Here is a 22,090-nt window from a genome sequence, read left to right on the forward strand (position 1 = left end):
ATTTTGAGGTCCTTATGACTACTCTGGCAATTGTTGTAACCCTGGTCGGACAAGCTTGGGCTGAAAACGCCAACGGTGAGCGCCGTGCATTGGAAGTAGGTGATCAGCTGGCAGTTGATGAAACCCTGATCATGGCAGAAGGTGCCCGGATTGATCTGGACTTTGGCGACAACCAGCAATTGACCTTCCTGGGCGAGCAGCAAGTGACTGCCGAAGCAAGAGGGGAGCTCATCGATCAAGGTGAAAGCCTTGATGCTCTTGAATCCGGTGAGCAGCCGGAACCCGTTACGCCTGTGGAATCAGGTGGGGGCAGCGCATCTGAGGGCCATGGTTTTGTTCAGCTGGTGCGCATAGGCGAAATAATAGAAGCGGATGGCTACACGCCGGTCACCGTTGCGCAAATTCAAGAGGTTCTACGCCCGTTCGGATTGGCTTTGCCACAGCAGGATTTTGTGAGGGGAACGGAGCGGGACGGCACTCGGTACGATGAGCAAGGCTACCCCGAGACAGGCTCCAAACTCGCAAAGCTGAGCATCTCCATTGATGTGATTACCGGCGATGACATAGTGGACGCCACGGAAGCGGGACAGTCTATTACGCTGACAGGCACCGTGGGCGGCGGCGTATCGGCCGGGGATACCGTTACCGTAACCGTAAATGGCCAGAATTACAGCACCACAGTGAATGCCGATGGTAAAACCTGGCAAGTGGATGTTCCCGGGAGTGAGCTGGCAAAAGACAACCGGGTTCAGGCGACGGTTAACAGTGTTGAGCCCAACGGAACGCCGGTCTCTGAAAGTGCAGAGCGCCCCTACCTGGCCGATGACAAAACGCCAAGCGTTAAGGTTGAGCTTGAGCAAGGCTCAGGCGACAACGGCCAGTACAGCCAAGCCGACACCAGTGACGGTAAAGTTCAAGGTACTATCACCTTTGACCCGAACACAACAGCCCCCGGCGATAAGGTAACCGTAACCGATAAAGACGGTAACCCGGTTACGGATGCCAATGGTGCCCCCGTTGACGACTATGAACTCAGCCAGAGCGATATCGATAACGGTATAAAGGTAGATGTATCCGTAGCCATTAACCAAACCTACGTTGAGATGAACGCGATAGTTACCGACCCTGCAGGTAACAGCAGCACAGGTTTTGACCGAAACCCGAAAGACAATACCACGCCAAAGGCCGAGGTAGAGCTTGAGCCTGGCTCCGGCCCAAATGGCGAGTACAACGACGACGATATCAGCGATGGCAAGGTTACCGGCACGGTGACCTTTGATCCTGACACCTCGGTTGGCGATACGGTAAAAATCACCGATAAGGACGGTAACGTCATTATCGAACGCCCAGTAACGCAAGACGATATCGATAATGGAATTACTGTTGATATCCCTGTGGCGGATGGTCAGACCAACGTAGAGATGAACGTTGAGGTTACTGATCCTGCGGGCAATACCAGCTCTACGGATGACAGCAAACCAGTCGATAACCTTACACCGGGCGTAGCCGTTGAACTCGAGCCAGGCTCGGGCACCAACGGTAAATACGATGCCGGTGATTTCAGTAGCGGTAAAATTGAAGGGGAGATTACGTTCGACCCGAGCACTACATCCCCGGGCGACAAAATAACGGCCACCGATAAAGACGGTAACCCGATACTGGACAGCAACGGCGACCCAATCACCGATTACGAGATCACCCAAGGTGACATCGATAACGGCATCACTGTTGAGGTGCCTGTAGGTCCAGGCGATACCGACGTTGAGCTAAATGTTGATATTACCGATCCTGCTGGCAACACCAGCACAGGTTCCGACAGCAACCCTGCCGATGGTGTTGTCGTTACCGCAGAGCTGGCCGTTAGTGCAACGAGTGTGGATGAGGGCACCGCAACAGATTTGCAGTACAGCGTCACTCTCAAAGATACTAATGGTGACCCGGTTGTAGCCAATAACGACATTACGGTAAACACGACTGTTGGCACCATTACCATCAGCGCGGGCAACTCTGCAGGCACACTGGATATACCCGTACAAGGCGACGATGTTTACCTGGATGGTGAAACAATCACTGGCCAAATCACCAACATCGTCGAAAACGGCTTGAGCGGAACTGCAATATTTGAAAACCTCACCTTCGACAATACGCCAGTACAAACGACCGTTAACGACACCCTTGATACTGTCACTGCCAAGCTGACTGTCAGTGAAACCGCTGTCGATGAAGGCGAAGTCAATAACCTGATCTACACCGCCACGCTGAAAGATGCGGCCAATAATGCGGTGACCGCCAATAACGATGTGACGGTAACCACCTCGCTCGGCACCATTACCATCAAGGCCGGCGACAGCTTTGGTGTGTTGGTTGTGCCGGTGCAGGGTGACGATGTTTATATCGATAGTGAGCCGGTCAGTAACAAAATTACTGCTGTTGTTGAAGGCAATGCAGGGACATCTGGCGCATTTGAAGATTTAGCATTCGATAATACGCCGGTGCAAACCGTCGTCAGCGATACCACTGATACCACCACAGCTACATTAAGCTCTGCAGGTAGCGGTGATGAAGATAATGGCGCGATCACTTACACCATTAGCTTGGATAATGCCCCGCAAGACGCACAGACCTTCGATCTGGTGTTAAGCAATGGCCAAGCCGAAACCATTACCGTGGCGGCGGGCGCCAAAACGGGTTCTGTAACCTTTGGGTGGGGTTCGGGCCTGGTGGCAGGCGCGGTTCAGATGTCTGGCTACCCGGATTCTGATGTGCACCTGGAGCCTGACGATGTTCTAACCGTCGACAGCATTATTGCCAGTGGCACCGGTGGCAATTTCGAAGATTTGGTAGTTGTTGATAACAGTAGCGGCCTGACGATTTCCGATTCCATCGACACCACCACAGCTACGCTGACCTCAGCTGGCAGCGGTGACGAAGACAATGGTTCTGTTACATACGCGGTGAGCTTGGATCACGCCACCGAAGGTGATCAGGACTTCACTGTTGCATTGAGTAATGGCCAGAATGCAACCATTCAGGTGACGGCAGGTGCAACCTCGGGTTCGGTTACCTTGGGGTGGGGCACAGGCTTGACCGGCACGGCTATTGCGTTAAGCGGCTACCCGAGTCCGGATGTTTATCTGAAACCGGATTTTGTGCTGGCTGTTGACAGTGTTACTGCAAGCGGCACCGGTGGCAACTTCGAAAGCCTGGTTGTTGTTGATAACAGCACCGATCTGACGATTGCAGACACCATCGATACCACCACGGCCACATTGACCTCAGTTGGTGGTGGTGATGAAGATAACGGCTCAATAACCTACACCGTCGACTTGAGTAATGCTCCACAAGCTGACCAGTTGTTCAGCCTTACCCTCAGCAACGGCCAAACGGCAAACATTTCAGTAGCAGCAGGCAGTACATCAGGAACTATCACATTTGGCTGGGGTACAGGCGTAGCGGCGGGTGCTCAACCGCTGGCGGGCTATCCTGATAGTGATGCTCACCTTGAGCCCGATTTTGATCTGACAGTTACAGATTTTGCAGCCCTGGGTAATAGCGGCAACTTCGAAGACCTGGCAGTTGTAGATAACAGCACCGACCTGACAATTACCGATTCCATCGACATCACAACCGCCGTATTAACCTCTGTTGGTAATGGTGATGAAGACAACGGAGCGATCACTTACTCCGTTAATCTGGATAACCCAGCGCAAGCTGCCCAGGACTTCACCATCAATTTAAGTAATGGCCAAACTGAAACTATTACTGTTGCGGCAGGCGCGACCACAGGCTCTGTAACCTTTGGTTGGGGTTCGGGGTTGAGCGGCTCAGCAATTGCTTTGACTGGCTACCCCGACTCTGATGTCTACATAGAGCCGGATTTTGTATTAGGTGTTGATAGCATTACTGCAAGCGGCAACGGCGGAAATTTTGAAGATCTGACTGTTGTTGATAATAGCACTGACCTGACGATTGCAGACACCATCGATACCACCACGGTTACTTTGGATGACGTCACCGTTAACGAAGGCGCTGACATAATCATTAGCGCCACGGTTGGCCATGCGCCGCAGAATACTGACCTGGTACTGACGCTGGATAATGGCCAGACCATCACCATTGCGGTGGGTGACACCACGGGCAGCGTGACCTTCGCCAATCCAAAAGGCGACACGCCTTATGTGGATAGCGTGACGCAGGAATATGAAATTACCGGTAGCACGGGCGGTAATTACGAAAACCTGGACACCTCCGATAAAGCGATTGTGACGGTCGAAGATACCCAAGACACCACCACCGTCACGCTGACGGACAGCACTCTCGATGAAGGCGCAAATATCACCATCACCGCCGAAGTCGATAACGCCCCGCAAGATACAGATTTAGTGCTGACGCTGAGCAATGGTGAACAAATCACCATCGCGGCAGGTACTACCAGCGGCAGCGTGACTTTCACCAACCCGAACGGTGAAGATGTATACCAAGATGGCGAGACGCTGGAATACGACATTATTGCCAGCAGTGGTGGTAACTATGAAAACTTAGATACCACGGCCAAATCGACTATCACCGTAGAAGACACCACAGGCACCGTTACTGCCAAGCTGTCTGTCAGTAAAACAGAAATAAATGAAGGTGACGCAGCTGATTTGGTTTACACGGTGACGTTGGAAGATAGCAACGGTAATCCGGTGACTACGAATAACAGCATCACGGTTAACACCACGCTGGGCGACATCGTTATTGGTGCTGGCAACACTCATGGTGCTATCAATGTGCCAGTTCAAGCGGATGATGCGTACGTTAATGCCGGAACGGTAGAAAATGAAATAACCGGTATTATCGAAACCAATTCTGGTCAGCCAGGAAGTTTTGAGAAGTTAGAGGCAGATACCACAGCCGTTACCACTAGGGTGAATGATGTCACCACACCGACGACCATTACTTTAAGTGACATCACCGGTTTTGAAGGTGAAACCCACACCATGACCGCAACCGTTGATCATGCAGTAACGGAAAACGATCTGGTTGTCACCCTCAGTAACGGCGAAGCTATTACGATTGCCGTGGGCCAAACGTCTGGTACCTCTGATCCGTTCCTTATTCAAACCGATGATGTGTATGTGGATGCAGGATCCTATACCGTTTCGATTGATAGCACGGCTGGTGGTAACTATGAGCAACTGATTAAAACAGCCACATCAACGGTGACAGTGAATGACACCATCGACCCCGTTTACGCCATCATCGAGGTCAACCACAATGCTGTTTTGGAAGGTGGAGAACTTGAGTATACGGTCAGTCTGGTAGACAGCAATAACAACCCGGTCACCGTAGCGACAGGGAAAACGGTTGAGGTAGGCTTGCATTGGACAGGAACGGCAACTGCCGCCGATGTGGACAACTTGCCTGGCTCTGTTTCTATTAATGCTGGCGCTTCAGACACTACCTTCACTGTTAAGACTGTAACCGACAGCTTGCCAGAGCTGAGTGAGCAGCTGACAGTAGTAATCGACAGTGTTACTGATAACAACGGCACCGATAAAGGCTTCGAAGACCTGCAAATTGGTCATCAGGATAACAGCGCCACAGTTACTATCTTCGACAACCCAAGCATTAGTGCCACCGATATCACTGTTTATGAAAAAGGCTTAACGGATGGCAGCAGCGCGGGCGATGGCACAGTAACGCGAACCGGCACCATGTTGGTTAGTGCGCCAACAGGCCTCGACAGCATTACTATTGGTGGTGAAACTATAACGTTCAACCAGTTAGAAAATGGACATACCATTTCGGTTGCGGGCGGTAACCTAACCATCAATAGCTTCACCCCAACCGCGCAAAGCAATGGCAACGATGCCCAGTGGGAAATTGAATACAGCTACACCTTAACTGGCAGGCAGGCCCACACAACCCAGGGCACTGACGATGTAACACTTGACCTGGCTTTAAGTGTGGTTGCTACCGATCCGACCGACAGTAATCTGACAATTACCGAATCTGGTAATAACCTGGTTGTTACTGTTGTTGACGATATTCCCACCATTGAACTTTCAGGTGACACGCCAGGCACTATCACGGTGCAAGAAGCGGATATTGATAGTAATGCAGCCACTGCAACCGCTGATTTTTCTACTGCCTTTGAAGATGCTGTTTATGGTGCTGATGGCGATGCTGGCACAGGGTATGAGCTTGTTATTAACAGTCCTGCTACAGGCCTTAAAGACCTAGATGGCAATGATGTTAAATTAAGCCTCAACGGGAGTGTGATTGAAGGCAAGGTAGGCACCAATGTCTTGTTCACAATCGAAGTCGATCAAGACGGCAAAGTAACACTAACGCAACATGCGCCTTTACTACACGGCGAAACCCACACGTCTACTGATGTGCAATTAGCCATTAATAAAGCGGCTATTAGCCTAAAAGCCACGGCTACCGACGGCGATGGCGATACTGCTCCTGTCGCATTGGAAAATATCGGCGACCGTTTTGTGTTCCAAGATGACGGCCCAGCGCTGAAAGACGGCAAAGTAGACCAAGATGGTTTTGTTATTGGCAATGAGATTGTCGATGAAAAATACCTGCCATCTGGTAGTGACTCAGATAACGTTAGCCTGACTGTTACTAACGACTTGCCGATTGACTTCGGAGCCGATGGTGCTATTTCTGCTGACGGAACAGTTGGGCTTAAATTTTCAAATACAGATATTTTGGAAGCACTGGGCCTGACATCTGGCACCAAGGCGTTGGCGTATGAAATTAGCGGAGATGGTCATACCATCACAGCTAAAACTGATGTGCCAGCCCCGGATAGCAAACCCAACTTTACCATCACCCTAAGCGTGGATGGTACCGGGAAACCAAGCTACGAGTTCACTTTGCAAGGCCCGCTGGACCACACGCTGAATGCTGATGGCGAAACAGCCGATAACATAGTTCTGCCCTTTGAAATTACCGCCACCGATGGTGACGGCGACTCGGTTGGCCTGAAATTCAACGTAGAAGTTGTTGATGATACGCCCGATATAGCTGATCGTGAGCTGGATGTAAATGAAGACGGTTCCGTTGGCTTTAGTAACGCGGATATTAATACCAGTACAGTTAGCATACAGGCTGCAACTCAACAGGCAGATGATCCTGAAGGCAAAGCAGTCTGGGATCTTACTGGTGGACATGGACAAGTCCTGGTGGGCAATGATGGCACCATTACCTACAAGCCGAACGAAGATTACCGTGGAGAAGATAGCTATACCTATACCGTCACTACAGATGGTGGTACCTACGACCGAACGGTGAATATTACCGTTAAACCCGTGGCTGATAAGCCGTTATTTGCTGATGAAAATGGAAACTATCCAGACAATACCGCGATAGATCCCGATGGTTCGCTAAACACTGGCACCTACGACTATAGCGTGCAAACGGATGAGGATGTATCTGTAGGCTTGCAGCTGCATGTGCCAAAGGTGAAGGATGGTGGCAGTGCTGCAACATCAGACCCTGCTGAGCTATTAGGCGCTATTACTCTTGGCTTCAAAGATCTGGCCGCAGATTATACGCCTGAGCTACAACTACAACTGGCGAATGGCACAGTTTTATCACCTGACGCCAGCGGCGGATTTCAGTTTGTTATTGTCGATAATGAAACAGACAAAAATCCACTGGACTGGCACTTGAAAAAAGGTTTGCCCGCAGAAGGCAACGGTGTCCACTACCTGACCGAAGCTCAGTACGAAGGATTACAGGTGCAACCACCTGCTGAGCGCCATGAAAACTTCAAAACTGAAGTATCGGTTGCTAGTTATGAGGTGGATGCTCAAGGTGAACAGCTAGCGGGCGTTAACGGTGCAACCAGCACGCAAACGGTCGACGTTATTTTGAAAGCTGTTACTGACCCAATAGAGCTAAAAGTTGACACCGATAAGGATGCGCACAGCTATGAAATGGATGAAGACACTACGTTTAATCTGAAAGACGAGCTAACGGTTAACTATCCGGATAATTATGTGGATGGTCGTCAAGGTGACGGTGTGGTTGGCGGGGATCTTGATGGCAGTGAAACGCGCTGGTTTGAAATTACCGGCTTGCCGAAAGATACAGTCGTTAATGGCACCACAGTAACTGGCCCAAGCCATGTGATAAGCATTGAGGCGCCGGGTTTAAGCACTACCGATAACGGATTGCCTGATATTAATATCACCCCACCGAAAGACTTCAGTGGCGATATGGCTGGCATTACCGTCACTCTAAAAGCGCAAGATAAAGACACGGATGCCGGAGATAGCGACGGTCTAGTTGAAGAAGACAGTATTACACTTGAGCTGCAAGTAAATCCAGTGGCAGGCGACGTGGAGATAAAAGGCACAGAAGGCCTTGAGGATCAGGCGATTGCCTTCCTCGAAAACGTCAAGGTTACTGATGACAGCACAGCGTCAGGAACACTGGGTGAAGTGATTACGGAAGTGTCTTTCACTGTACCAACAGGCTGGACAGCAGATGGCGCAGGTAATTGGTCGAACACCGACGGCCAGACATGGACGATGGAACCATCAACAAGTGCTGGCTGGACAGGTGTTTGGGATGGCAACAAGTACACCATCACCTTTGATGACACTGACCCGACCACTGGCCTCTCTAAAGAAGCACGTGAAGATATCCTCAAAGAGTTCACCGTCACACCCCCTGCGCACAGCAGTAAGGACATTGGCCTAGAGGTTGAGGTCACCAGTGTTGATCACAGTGTAATTGATGGTGGTTTATCCAGTGATCCTGCCATTAAGGAAGGAACACTAACTGTTGTGGTTAAGCCTGTTGCCGAAGACGTGGATACAAACTCGGACGGTGCTGATGGTAAAGACGTCACCATGGGCGGTGACCACGTGTACCAAACCTCAGGCGAAGAAGATGGATGGCTTGTTCTGGGTGACGAAACATCAACAGGCTTCAAGCTCAGCAATAACTGGTCTAACGAAGATGGCAAGTGGGTAGATGATGGTTCGGGTAACTGGTCAGAAGACACCACTTATGGCCGCAGCGAAGACACTTTTGCACTGTTAACGCCGTTTAAAACAGAGAACAACTCTGCGAAGGCAGATGCAAATACAGCCGGTGAACTCGAAGGCAGCGTCTTTACTTACAGTGATGGCACAACAACCTTTACCCTGCCTTTCGCCGGCGATGCAGTAAAAATCCCCATGCAGTATCTCGACAGCGTTCAGTTCAAGGGGCCAGCAGACTGGGCGGGTGTGGTTAAAATCAAAGTTGAAGCGCACACCACCGATTATGATGAGGATGATGACAGTATTACTGATGAAGCCACCTCTGGTGAAGCCTGGCTGACAAACCTGATCATCGAGCCCCGTGCCGATCAGGTCACCCTCAAAGTCGATGCAATCATTAAAACGGATGAAGACGTCCCTGTAGACCTCAATATCATTCCGACCAGCAGCGATCCTAGTGAGACCTTTGATGTCACTATTAAAGGTATTCCTAAGGGTGCGAAAATCGAGTATGACGGAACAGAGTACGAAGCCGGGAGCTCAGTGGGTGAATACGATTCTTCAGACGAAGAGGCGGAAGGACTTTTCAAGGTTACTGAAGGCAGTGATGTTAGTTACATTCTGGTGATTAAAGACTTCGATACAGACAAACAGCCAACGCTAACGCCACCAAAAGACAGCAACGTCACTATTAGCCTTGATATCACCGCACAGTCCGTGGATACCCTAGATTACATCGATAGTAGCGGTGCCCCGCAGACGATTACGAATAAGGATCCAAGCAAGAGCCACACCCTGACAACAGAGGTTCAGGTACAAGGTGTGCCTGATAAGCCACTACTGACGTTGGTGCAAGATAAGGTATATATAGAGGATGCAGATAATCAAGATTCAGGACAGCTGAAAGTCACTCTCAGTGATTTAATCACCGAGCTTAAATCCGGCGAAACCGGCGTTGATGGTGCGGTGCCTGATGTTTCAGAAACCGTAACCTTACGTATCAGCGGACTGCCTGAAGGCTTCAGCTTGGAAAAAGCTGGCCCTGCATTAGGGGGCAGTGGTGAGGGTCGTGTCTGGGTAATCACAAAAGCTGATCTCGAAAAAACTGGCGAATATGCAGTTCAAATCACTGTACCAAAGCACCACAGCGGCACGGTTAAACTTACTGCACAGCCGGTGGTGACTGAAAACGACAACCCGTCAGAGATATTCTTTGCTCCGCAAAACGTCAGTTTCGACATTACCCCGGTGCCAGAGGCAACTCTGTCGATCAGCTCAAGCCTCACAGAGGACACCATTGGTGAGCTCGAGCTCATGCCAGTGGGGGATGATTCGGACGAGTACATCAGTGCTGTGCGCATTGCTGAAGATGCTGTCAATACCGCAGGCGTTACCCTTTACGATGCCAATGACAACCCGCTGACCGCCAGCGGTGGCTTCTATACGGTCAACAACACAGGCACCACAGGTGCGCCAGTGGTTAAGGTGAAAGGCCCAGCCAACTACAGTGGCAATGACGAAATAAAGTTGGATATCCAGTATCAAGTCATTGACCCTGTGACATCAGGTAGCGGCTCTGCTGTTACTTCAGGCTGGCAAACACAGGAGCACACCCTTAACTTTGCCCCTGTGACTGACGAGATTGTCTTGTCGTTGGGTGACATAGATGGTGGTACTACTGCGGGTGAGGTAACAACTGCAGAGAAGGATTCCACTGTAACCGTTGGCCTGAAAATTACGCAAAAACCTGATGTGAATGCTGATAACAAATCTGACACCGATAGCTCGGAGAAGTTTACGCATGTGGTTATTTCAGGTGTACCCGGTGGTGTAAGTGTCAAGGGTGCTGTAGAAACAGCAAAAGGCGAGTGGCTGTTAACCGTTGGTGACTTACCGTTTAACACCGCCGAGTTGACACATGCCCTGGAGTTCCTAGTCAGTGGTTATGCGGACACTTTCGAGCAAGCAATCACCATCACCACTTACACTCAGGATACCGGTGCAGATTTCATCGAAAAAGACAGCCTGTCTTGGACGCTTAAGTACGTAAGCAGTACTGGACCTGATGCAGTAGACTTGCCTGAGCTGGTACTGGAAGCAGTGAATAACTCACAAACAGAGGATGAGCCGTTTGCGTTAGGTGATGTTGTCACAGGCACTCTTACCACTCCAGCAGGGACTACTGATAACCAGTTTGAGATGACCGTTGCGATACGTACCACGCCAGACGATGAAACAGATTTTTCTGGTATGACACGCACCTTGGTTACGGAGAATGGCCAGCCAGTCGCACTCTGGACTAAAACTGTTAGCGGTGTCACAAAAGCAGATGCGCAAACGCAGTTAGACGACCTGTTGGGCTCAATTACAGTGACGCCTCCACAGGACGCCAACTCGAATAACCTCGCTGGCGGCACTTTGGACTTGGATGTTAACGTTGCTGTTCACGCCGATGGCGTCAGCCGTGATTCTCAAGCCATGCCACAGCTACCAATAACACCGGTTACTGACGAACTGGTTATAACCGTCAGTGAAAATGTGGTGGACGAAGGCGAGAATATCAGCCTCGACATCGGCCTGAGTAGTAAAGACGGCGCCGATGGTACGCTTGGCGCACCTGATGCTGGCTGGACAGTGGTGGGCGACATAGTGTTTATCCACATCGCTGATGGCCTGAACGGTGAGTTGTATGTTGATGGTACTGAAAGCTTAGGCTCAGAAACTGCCCCAGCAGGAGTACCGACAGGGCTCCCAGGTGGTAAGTACTACGAAGTCTCTGTAATTGATTTAGACAAGCTGGAATTCAGGCCTGATAAGACTAATCATCCTTTCCAAACAGGCTCGCTAGGCGTCACCGTCTGGGTTGAGCACATCGAGAATAACGATGTTGCAGGCTCGAAAGTATCCACAGGTACCGGTTCGTTAACCATCGTTCAGTCCAACAGTGGTTATGAGGCGACTATTACCGCTGAAGGCCCAGAAGCACAAGTCAGTGGCGATAAAGCGAATGCGATTGAGCTGGGTTTCGGTGCTGATGCAGGCTTGGTTGATGCAAATGAGGAGGTCAGCTCAGCGTATATCAGTGGCCTGCCTTCTGGCTTCACTGTGTACATGGGTGCGGATGCTACAAACTCCACCATGGCCAATAACGCCGGTGAAGAGACCTGGGCTATTCCTGTCACAGGTGGTGTGCTGCCAGCATACATCGCTATTCTACCGCCTGCCCACTGGAGTGGTAGCTTAACCGGAGTTAATCTCACCGTACTCAGTGGGCATGAGGGGCTGGCGCCAGCACCAACAGTGTTACCCATTAAGTTTGAGGTTACACCGGTTGCCAGTGGCATTACCCTTGACCCCACCCCCAGCTTTGGTGATGCCGGCGACAAGGTTGCGCTAAACCTCAACGCCAGCATGAAAGATCCATCGACAGCCACAGGTGCAGTGGGTGATGAATACACCGAACTGACTGAGCTAAGCCTGACGGGTTTCCCGGATGGTCAAAAGGTGCTGTTCTTTATTGGTGATGCTGAGGAACCGTTGGATGAGCCTCAGGCTACGTTCGATGGCGATGCATGGACAATCAATGGCTTAAGCCAAAGCGATCTGCAGAATCTTAAGTTTTTGCATGCCCAAGGAAGCGGCAATATCACCGTGAAAGGCAGAACCTACGAGGTAGATGCTGACGGCAACCCATACCAAGAAGGTGGGAACACGAAATACTCTGATTGGTCTGTAGATAAGACAGCCGAAATCAATATCTCGCCCACTGTGCCCACCTCAGGTGATGACCATTTCTTGTGGGGTGGCGAAGCCATTAATGGCTTCGGTGGTGAGGATACCGTTCAGCTGCGCTTTGGTGATGATCTTGGTTCAGATGACTTCAGTAAACTTAAAAATATTGAAATTATTGACATGAAGGACTCCGGAGCCAACAAGGTGGGAGAGGCTGCAGGCCTTAGTATTCAGGATGTGTTGGATATGACCGATGAGAATAATGTGCTGAAAATCGACGGAGACAGCGATGACTCAGTGTTCCTGAAGAGCAGCGAATGGGCGGCTGATGACACGGGTACAGATGGATATGTCACTTATACCAACTCCGTCAACAGCGCCACGTTGGATATTTCAGAGCAGATTACGAAGATAATCATGGTGGAGTAGGTGATGTGATGCCTACTTCGTCACTGCAGATGGGATTCCTGGTGGAATTAGAAGGCCCTTGTAAAGGGCCTTAGGAATGTGCATTTTCGATTTGAAGCGGTTCAGAAAATTAACTCAAGCCCAGCGTACCACGTACGCCCGGCGGCCGGCTCAAAGTACCGGTCGTTGCTGGCATTGATTCGGACATTTGCGAAGTGATTCTTGTCGCCCAGATTGCGAACCCCCGCAAAGCCCTTCAAAAGAAGATTTCTACCGGTATAGAGTGTGTTTCCGCCCCGCAGGTTTACCAGCCAGTAATCGTCGACGTTTACCTCATTGGCGTCGTCAGCGACCATGTCTCCGATATAACGAGCCTCCAGTGCGGCAAAGGTGCCACCCAAGCCTTGCCATGTCAGTCGGTTGGACCAGACTTGCTCAGGCATGCCCGGTAATCGGTTGCCGTCGTAACGGACGCCTCCTGTAAGGTAATCATCAAACGTGTAGCTGGCCAGAGTGAGTGCGGTTTCTACGCGCCAGCTCGGTGAAAAAAGCCAGCCCGCCGCAGCTTCGAAACCTTTGCGCGTTGTATCTCCAGCATTGCGGTAGAAGGTCCTGTCATCAGGCCCCGGTAACTCATAAGGGATTAACTCATCACGAACATTTACCCAGAACAGCGCGAGGTCGTAATCAATGCCGTTGTTCAGTTCGCCGCGCAGCCCCAGTTCATGATTAAGAGATTTTTGCGGTTCGATTTCCGGATTAAGTCCACCCACCCCAGACGGGTTGGCAAACTCCGAGAACGTCGGCGTTTCGAAGGCGGTACTGATATTGGCGTATAACTGATGAGTTTCCAGATAACGATAGCTCAAGCCCGCCGAGCCGCTCCATTCCCTGAAGGTACGATCGCCACTTTGGTCTCCATCGACGGAAAAATCATCATCGACCTTGAGGTGAATCCGATCGAAACGACCGCCCACGGACAGGGTGATTTGATCGGTAAGGCTCAGATCGCCTTGCGCAAACGCACCCAGGCTGTTTGCCGTTTGCAGTTCATCTGCGGTCAGTCCTTGCAGATCACCGCCGAAACTCATTTCACGGCGGATGCGGTCATCCCGTTGCTCGCGGGCTTCAACTCCAGCGACATAGCGGAACGGAAGCCCTGAGAGCTCAAGAGACTGACGGTAATCGGCGCTTGCGCCAAAATAATCCCGATCGTAATCGATGCGGCTGTCACCGGGGTAGGGCAGCTGCTGCTCGAAGTTCCGGCGCAGGTAGAACGTTTTGGCCCGGAACTCACCCGGCCCGGCAGACAGGTCCTGATATTGCAGGCCAAGCACTTGCTGATCGACGGTTTGCCCTGTGCCGTACTCTTCTGTAAAGCGCCCAGCCTGGGGCCTGTCGGCTTCCACCTGCTCAGCGGTAAGCGCACCTGGATCTTCGGACCGAGGGTTCTGTAGCAGGCTGATAATGGCAGTCAGTGAACGATCGCTGCCCAGCTCCCGGCGTAGCTTGGTATTGAGCAGGTATTTTTCGACCTTGGCATTGTCGCGATAGCCTTCATAGTTAAGCGCAGAAGCACTTATGCTGTGTGACCAAGGGCCGTTGGTCTGGCTGTTTTTTACTGAGACCTTGCCAAAACTATCGCTTCCACCGGTGACGCGAACCGATGTTTCATCGGGCTTACGGCGCCCGTCTGAAGTGGTTACGCTGATAACGCCACCCGCTGCATTACCATACAAAACCGAGGCAGGCCCGCGGATAACCTCGATACGCTCGGCGCTGTCCAGGTCGATAGCGTCCAGCTGGGCCTGACCATCTGGCAGCGTGTAAGGAATACCATCCACGACAACCATAATGCCACGAACCCCGAAGGGTGCCCGCGCTCCAAATCCACGAATGGCTATGCGCTCACCCTGGGCGTAGTTCTCCTGGTTTTGCACAAAAATGCCCGGAACCTGGCCCAGAGTCTCATCCAGTTTCAATCTTGGCTGACCTTTTTGAATAGCGCTCTGCTGAATGACCGACATGGCAGCCGGTGTTTCATAGAGTTCACGCTCCATCACTGGCGCTGTCACCACGATGTCGGCGCCAGGTTGCCCATGGGCGGTCAGTGTGAATGGGAGGGTTACGAGACCACTCAAAAAGAGAAATGTAGATTTATAGTTATTCATAGCTCTCATCTTGGGATGGGTGGTATTTAACGCTACCCCCCCGGCTTCGAGCGCCAGGGGGGATAGGATCTTTTTCTAGAGGGCCATGAAAACCGACTTGGTTTCCAGATACGAATCAAGGGATTGCTTGCCCATATCGCGGCCAACGCCTGAGAGTTTGTAGCCTCCGAATGGCACGTTTGAATCAAGCATGTTGTGTCCATTTACCCAGACAGTGCCTGCTTTCAATCTCGGGATTAAGCGTTGGACCTGAGAGAGATCGTTTGACCAGATACTGGCCGCCAGACCATAGCGACTGTCGTTGGCGCGCTCCACAACATCGTCAACATCATCAAAGGGAATAGCCACCAGTACCGGGCCAAAAATCTCCTCTCTGGCGATCACCAGGCTGTCATCCTCGCTGGCGAAGATGGTGGGCTTGACGTAATACCCTTTGCGGTCTGCCCTCTCGCCTCCGGTTACCAGGCGTGCACCTTCCTGGCAGCCTGTCTCAATGTAGTGGCAGACCCTGTCCAGCTGTACCTGGGATACAAGAGGCCCCATTTGCGCGGCCGGGTCCAGGCCTGGGCCCATGGGTATGGCCTCAGCCAACTCCGCGAGTCGATTGACGACAGTATCAAAAATGCTTCGGTGCACGTACAGGCGCGAGCCTGCGCTGCACGTCTGCCCATGATTGAAAAAGATCGCGACTGCAGCACCTTGCGCTGCTTTCTCGGGATCACAATCTTCCAGGACAATCATTGGCGACTTTCCGCCCAGCTCCAGAGTTACACGGGCCATGTTATCCATGGCTGCGCGGCCGATGAGCTGCCCCACTTGGGTTGACCCTGTAAAGCTGATTTTGTTTATGTCGGGGTGTGTTATCAAAGCCGAGCCCGTGCTCTGACCATCACCTGTAACGATGTTGACCACACCGTCGGGGAAGTTAGCCTCCGCAATCAGCTCGCCTAAATACAGTGCAGAAAGAGACGTTTGCTCTGCAGGCTTCAAAACAACTGTACAGCCGGCTGCCAGTGCTGGTGCCAGCTTCCAGCAGGCCATCAGAAATGGAAAGTTCCACGGAATGATTGCAGCTACAACACCAACGGGCTCACGTCGGGTGTATGCAAAAAAGTCAGCTTCGGGCGGGGCGAAAGGCATGGACACGTCCAGAGTGGAACCTTCGATTTTGGTTGCCCAGCCTGCCATATACCGGAAAAACTCCAACCCCAGGCCTATATCAACCGCCTGAGCAATGGCTGCAGACTTACCATTGTCGATAGCCTCCAGCTCTGCAATTATTCGGGCATCCCGCTCAATCAGGTCGGCAAGCTTCAGCAGCAAATTCTGACGGCCCGAAGGTCTCATTTTGCCCCAAGCGCCTTGTTCCAGCGCAGCTTTCGCGCAACCAACCGCCTTGTTTACATCGTCTGAATGTGCAGAAGGTATGCTTCCTATCACCGTTTCTTCGGCCGGGTTTACTACCTGCATACGCTTGTTTTTCAGGGCATCAACCCATTGCCCGTCAATCAGCATGCGGTGGTTTTGGCGATCCAGGAACGCTTGCGTCTTCTGCTCTATACCAGCAGGTTCATGTGTCATCTTGTTCATTGTTATTTCCTCAGCTCACTGGCTTTTAGGGCGAATAGCGTCAGCGGTACCCTGAATAAAGGCCTTTATTTTTTCGACATCGCTTTCGCTCAGCATGCCGGTAAAATCTGGCATGCCTCTGGAGACAAATGGGCCGTTAAATAAAAAGGTGTCCAGATTTTCAATCACTGCGCTCTTGGAGTAACCCAGGTTGGGGATATTGCCGCCCTTATCTACGCCGGGAACACCGTGGCAAAATACACAGTTACTGACGTAAAGCCCGGTGCCTTCCTCAACGAGTTCCGGATCGTACTTGACGCCCGACACCAATGAGTTCAATTGATACTTTGTGAACTCTGGCATTTCGGCAGTAGCGTTCAGTGCAAAGGTATAGACGGTGCCGGGAGTCTTCAGGTCAGAGCCTCGCTGGGACTTTCCGTAAACCCCGCCCCAGCCTGCTGCAATCGACACGTATTGCGTGCCATCAACTTCATAAGTGACCGGAGCTGCAATAACGCCGGTGCCCATGGGTGATTCCCAAAGCTGCTTGCCTGTCTTTGCATCAAACGCCATAAAGCGTGCATCTGCCGTTCCCTGGAATACGAGGTTGCCCGCTGTAGAAAGCGTACCGCCATTCCACGGGGATACGTGCTCGTAACGCCAAGCTTCCTGCTGTTTAACCGGGTCCCAAGCGGTGAGGCGACCAAAGGGTCTGCTGGAAGGAGGTGCTACGTTTAGTTTGTAAGCAGTATTCCAACCAACTCCACTCATTGGTTGTCCCAGCTCATTACTGTCTATATCTGTCCAGTTCGGGTCTTCTACTAACGTTATAGGAATGTGCTGAGTTGGAAAGTAGGCGAGCCCAGTTTGCGAGTTAAAAGACATTGAATGCCAATTGTGACCGCCAAATGGACCTGGCTTGATATCGAATGGCTCCTCCATGGTTCGCGCCGCGGGAATTTCAATCGGCCGCCCATTGCTGTCGTATCCTTCAGCCCAGTTCACATCGACAAAATTTTCGGCGGAAAGGAATTCTCCGGTGGCGCGGTCAATAACAAAGAAGAAACCGTTTTTGGGAGCCTGCATAATAACTTTGCGCAGCTCACCATCGATTTCGATATCACTGAGAATCATGTCCTGTGTTGACGTGTAATCCCAGTTGTCGCCGGGCGTCGCCTGGTAATGCCACACGTATTCCCCAGTATCGGGGTTAAGAGCAACGATAGATGCCAGGTAAAGATTGTCCCCACCCTCTGGGCTGCGCTTCTTGTGTGACCACGGAGATCCGTTGCCCGTGCCGATATACATGAGGTTCAGGTCTGGATCAAAAACCATAGAGCTCCAGACAGTGCCACCTCCGCCGGCTTCCCAGTACTTTCCGCTTGGGTCCCAGGTTTTTGCTGCTTTGGCCATGGCCTCGTTTTCAAACGGCTCGTTCGGGTTTCCTGGTACGGTAAACCAACGCCATTTTTGCTCACCGGTTTTTGCATCGTACGCTGTGATGTAGCCTCTTACACCAAGGTCTGCGCCACCATTCCCTATAATCACATTGCCGTTAAAAACGCGGGGTGCACCGGTAATCGTGTAACTCATTTCGCTGTTGGTCAGTGTGTTTTTTTCCCAGACTTTCTGCCCGGTTTTTGCGTTGATGGCGATCAGTCGCCCATCGAAGGAAGCAACGTAGACATTGCCTTCATGCAGCGCAACGCCCCGGTTAACAACATCACAGCAGCCCTTGGAACCTGTTTCAGGTGGTACTTCAGGATCGTAAGTCCACAGCTTCTTGCCGGTTTTCGCATCAAGTGCATGTACGACGCTCCAGGACGCGGTGACATACATCACGCCATCTACAATCAAAGGAGTGGCTTCGACACCACGGCTTGATTCAAGGTTGTAGGACCAGGCGAGCCCGAGCTTGTTGACGTTACGAGACGAAACCTGAGAAAGAGGGCTAAAGCGGGTTTCTGCGTGATCAAAGCCATGGGTAGGCCAGTCTTTTCCTGTTTTGGCGTTTTCCTTTATGTAACGCTCGTTGACCTGGTCAACACGATTGGCTGCAATCGCATCAGCACCCGCAAAGCCAAGGCATGCAATCAGTGCTGCGGGGATTGCTCGCTGCTTGATACCAATTCCTGAGTGGCTTTTTATCAATGTCATTTTAAGGTCCTTTCATTGTTATTGCTGTTTTTGCCCGTTTAAAAAGCTTTTAGAATGCGTAAGTTAATACGGTGCTGTTCTTTGAATCCGTTTTTTACAGAAAGATCTGTCCCATAATTCGCCAGCAACTGTAAAGACGGGGTTGCGAACCAGGCCGTTCCGAGAGTCATTTTGGTGTAGGACATCTCATTATCCTGGTCGATACCGTCTACCTTTGTTTCACCTCCAAGAGTATGCGATACGCCAGCCCGAAGATCCCATTGAGAGTTCATGTGATAGCGGAGATATCCCTGGAATTGATAGGACGGATCCTGTTTCAGAGTTGCGTTACTGGCTCCAAATTTGTCGTTTTCTCCGTAAAACGTAACGTCTCCGGCAAGGTCCAAAGAGATGCTGGGCGTAAGTCCGGTGATAAAGCCTGCTTGCAATGCATACTTCCAGCGATTCTCTCCAAGGTTCAAGGCGTCTTTTTTGTCATAACTTCCTGTAGGCGCGAAGACAAACGGTGTGATGCCAAAATAGGTATTACTTTCCGGCTCATTCACAAGCCACACAGTGGCCGCTAATGTCAGGTCTCCAATGCCGCTGGCATCCCCAAGCCCCGATGTGTCGTCCTTGCCTTCCAGCTTGCCTACAGGTAGAAGGAATTGAGGGTCTACGATATAACCGGCAATTTCTGTGAAGTGCACGCCACGAAGAATTCCGATGTGTGAGTCCAGCCCTGCGTTAATCGGCGCTTTATTACCGTCGGAATAGAGCGAGTCGCGTGTAGCGAATTGATAGTAGCCCATTGCCAGGTTGGTGCCGGCTGGGAGCGCCGTGTAATCGCCCGCATCTACGTCGACAGCCATTGCAGAGCCTGAAGCCAGTAATAGTGTGGCAAAGACAGCTGGAGCAGTGCTCAGGCCTCGCTGTCTGGAGAGAGGTAAATTTCTTTTTTGATAGTCTAGTATAGATGGCATAGTGCAGATTCCTTATTGGTTTTGTTGGTATCGCACGTGTATATAAGCAGAGCGCATGCCAGATTTTCGTTGTTTTAATAGTTATTGAAAAACAAAGGCTTACGAGTTTTTTTAAAAGTGGGGAAGCGGCTCTCGTTGAGAAGCTGGATCGTTTTGATACACCCATTTCAGCCAGACGGATAATAACAATACAGTTTGATGGGGGCGGTTATGCAGGCACATCGTTTCGATCCGGACATTCGGGTTCAGCAAGCGCGTGAATTATTTGATGAAGGGCGCGACGTGCCTTCGCAGTGGGTGCGGGATGAAGTGATGAGGTCCTGGCTCCGTTCCAGAGAGTATGGCCTGTCTCCCGTCGATCAGGTTCTGTCTAACGCCATGTCCCGTAGCGAATTGCCTCATATCCGCGATCGCCATCAAGAACTGATGAGATACGCTGAGCCGGAGATGCACCGTTTGTTCCGTTCTCTGGGATCCGCAGGCTGGGTGTTGGCTTGTCTGGAGCGGGGAGGGCGGAGTATCCGTTACCTGGGTAATGACAGTCCCCATTATAAAGTTCTGGGCTCCGCTCTGAGTGCTGGTGTGGACGTTTCAGAAGGCGCAGCGGGCACGAATGGTCCGGGGTGTGCGTTGCTGGAGCACCGGCCGACCGTTGTATGTGGGAATGAACATTTTTTGCATGAGCTGCGATGGCTTTCTTGCGTCGCTGTACCCATTTTCGACCCGTCAGGAAAGCTGATCGGTGCTTTGAACGCGTCCAAACCCTACGATGGCCGTCCGGTCGGAGTTCTTGAATCCGTTGCATTGACAACCAGAGCTGTTGAAAACCGCATGGTTGACGATCTATCCGGGGCGTTGGTTCTGGCGATACATTTTCGTCCGGAGCTGACCGATTCCGCAATGCGTGGGTTGATACATTTCTGTGAGGATGGCGAAGTGCTGGGTGCCAACCCTTCTGCCCGACAGATGCTGGATCTCGACGGTCTCGAACAGAGCCTGGGTGGCGTGTGTTTCACCGACCTGTTTTCCTGTCATCCTGATGAAGTAAGGCGCTCGCAACACCACCCGATCGAGGTGGAGTGTCATAATGGTTCTCGACTCTATCTGCGCGCGGAGTCCCGAGGTCTTGCACCTGTTGCTGCCACTGCAATCCCCGAAACCAAACAGCCTTCTTTACTTCCGCCTTTCTTTGCAGACGCCACGATGACGCCTCTTTTTGAGAAAGCAGGCCGTGCTTTTCAGCATGGTGTTCCGATACTCATCAATGGAGAAACCGGAACAGGCAAGGAAGTTCTTGCCCGCTGGTTACACGCAACAGGGCCCACTGCAAAAGGTGCCTTTGTTGCCGTCAATTGCTCCGCCATTCCCGCAGGGCTTATTGAATCCGAATTGTTTGGCTATGCCGAAGGCGCCTTTACCGGAGCGCGCAGAGGAGGCGCTAAAGGAAAGTTTGAAGAAGCCAGCGGAGGCACACTGTTCCTTGACGAAATCGGCGATATGCCCGTGGAATTTCAGGCACGCTTGCTGCGTGTACTGCAAGAGCGAACCGTGGTTCGGCTCGGGGAAGAAAGAGCTCGCCCCGTCTCCTTTTCTTTGATTTGTGCCACGCACCGGAACCTGAATGAGCTGATGGAAAAGGGCGACTTTCGTGACGATCTTTACTATCGGGTCAACGGTCTGAGAGTGCTCCTGCCGGCTCTGCGAGAGCGTGCCGATCTTGATGCGATGATCGATCATTTGTTGGTTCTGGCCACGAAGCCTGAGGCGCCACCGGTATTGACGCATCAGGCCCGGAGTTTGCTGAAGAACCACCCCTGGAAAGGTAACATCCGCGAGCTGCAGCAGGCTCTGAACCTCGGAAAGGCGCTTTCAAGCGAGGGTGTTATCGACGTGGATCATTTACCCGATGAGATCAAAGCCAACAGCCTTCCGGCCGAGGCGAGTGCCGCCAACGCAGGAATGCTGGCTGCTGCAGAGCGTGAAGCTGTGCTGGCTGCGCTTGAAAAACACAATAATAATGTCAGTGCTTCAGCGCGTGAACTGGGTATAACGCGGGCCACCCTCTATCGGAAAATAAAACGGTTTGGCCTTTGAG

Annotated in this window: 6 protein-coding genes; 2 read left to right on the forward strand and 4 right to left on the reverse strand. The window is 51.6% G+C overall.

Annotated elements, in window-relative coordinates; all coding sequences use genetic code 11:
* The first annotated feature begins 14 nt into the window (after positions 1–14).
* On the forward strand, positions 15–13,157 hold the full coding sequence (locus CDH47_RS08780) for an immunoglobulin-like domain-containing protein (protein ID WP_100639511.1): 13,143 nt from the start codon (positions 15–17) through the stop codon (positions 13,155–13,157).
* 101 nt (positions 13,158–13,258) lie between these two features.
* Here CDH47_RS08780 and CDH47_RS08785 read toward each other — a convergent pair whose 3' ends face one another.
* The 4 genes from CDH47_RS08785 to CDH47_RS08800 all read right to left on the reverse strand — a co-directional run bounded on the left by CDH47_RS08785 (position 13,259) and on the right by CDH47_RS08800 (position 19,884).
* The gene (locus CDH47_RS08785) at positions 13,259–15,307 is read right to left on the reverse strand and encodes a TonB-dependent receptor family protein (protein WP_100639512.1); all 2,049 of its coding nucleotides are present in this window, start codon (positions 15,305–15,307) and stop codon (positions 13,259–13,261) included.
* Positions 15,308–15,382: 75 nt separating this feature from the next.
* On the reverse strand, positions 15,383–16,888 hold the full coding sequence (locus tag CDH47_RS08790) for an aldehyde dehydrogenase family protein (RefSeq protein ID WP_239985705.1): 1,506 nt from the start codon (positions 16,886–16,888) through the stop codon (positions 15,383–15,385).
* A gap of 24 nt (positions 16,889–16,912) precedes the next feature.
* Complete coding sequence (locus CDH47_RS08795; protein WP_100639514.1) at positions 16,913–19,033, reverse strand: PQQ-dependent dehydrogenase, methanol/ethanol family; 2,121 nt, start codon at positions 19,031–19,033, stop codon at positions 16,913–16,915.
* 38 nt (positions 19,034–19,071) lie between these two features.
* Positions 19,072–19,884 carry a transporter gene (locus tag CDH47_RS08800; protein WP_205077556.1) on the reverse strand — a complete coding sequence of 271 codons (813 nt, stop codon included), beginning with the start codon at positions 19,882–19,884 and terminating at the stop codon, positions 19,072–19,074.
* 321 nt (positions 19,885–20,205) lie between these two features.
* Between CDH47_RS08800 and CDH47_RS08805 the strand changes: the two genes are divergently transcribed.
* Positions 20,206–22,089: a sigma-54-dependent Fis family transcriptional regulator gene (locus CDH47_RS08805; RefSeq protein ID WP_100639773.1), complete on the forward strand. Its 1,884-nt coding sequence runs from the start codon at positions 20,206–20,208 to the stop codon at positions 22,087–22,089.
* The last annotated feature ends 1 nt before the right edge of the window (position 22,090 follow it).

It is taken from the genome of Marinobacter salexigens (assembly GCF_002806945.1).
Lineage (GTDB): Bacteria > Pseudomonadota > Gammaproteobacteria > Pseudomonadales > Oleiphilaceae > Marinobacter > Marinobacter salexigens.

Excerpts from the sequence above, each read along its gene's own strand:
- CDH47_RS08800 (WP_205077556.1), bottom strand. The coding sequence starts at position 19,884 with ATGGCTGTCGACGTAGATGCGGGCGATTACACGGCGCTCCCAGCCGGC.
- CDH47_RS08790 (WP_239985705.1), bottom strand. The coding sequence starts at position 16,888 with ATGACACATGAACCTGCTGGTATAGAGCAGAAGACGCAAGCGTTCCTG.
- CDH47_RS08780 (WP_100639511.1), top strand. The coding sequence starts at position 15 with ATGACTACTCTGGCAATTGTTGTAACCCTGGTCGGACAAGCTTGGGCT.
- CDH47_RS08795 (WP_100639514.1), bottom strand. The coding sequence starts at position 19,033 with ATGACATTGATAAAAAGCCACTCAGGAATTGGTATCAAGCAGCGAGCA.
- CDH47_RS08785 (WP_100639512.1), bottom strand. The coding sequence starts at position 15,307 with ATGAATAACTATAAATCTACATTTCTCTTTTTGAGTGGTCTCGTAACC.
- CDH47_RS08805 (WP_100639773.1), top strand. The coding sequence starts at position 20,206 with ATGCAGGCACATCGTTTCGATCCGGACATTCGGGTTCAGCAAGCGCGT.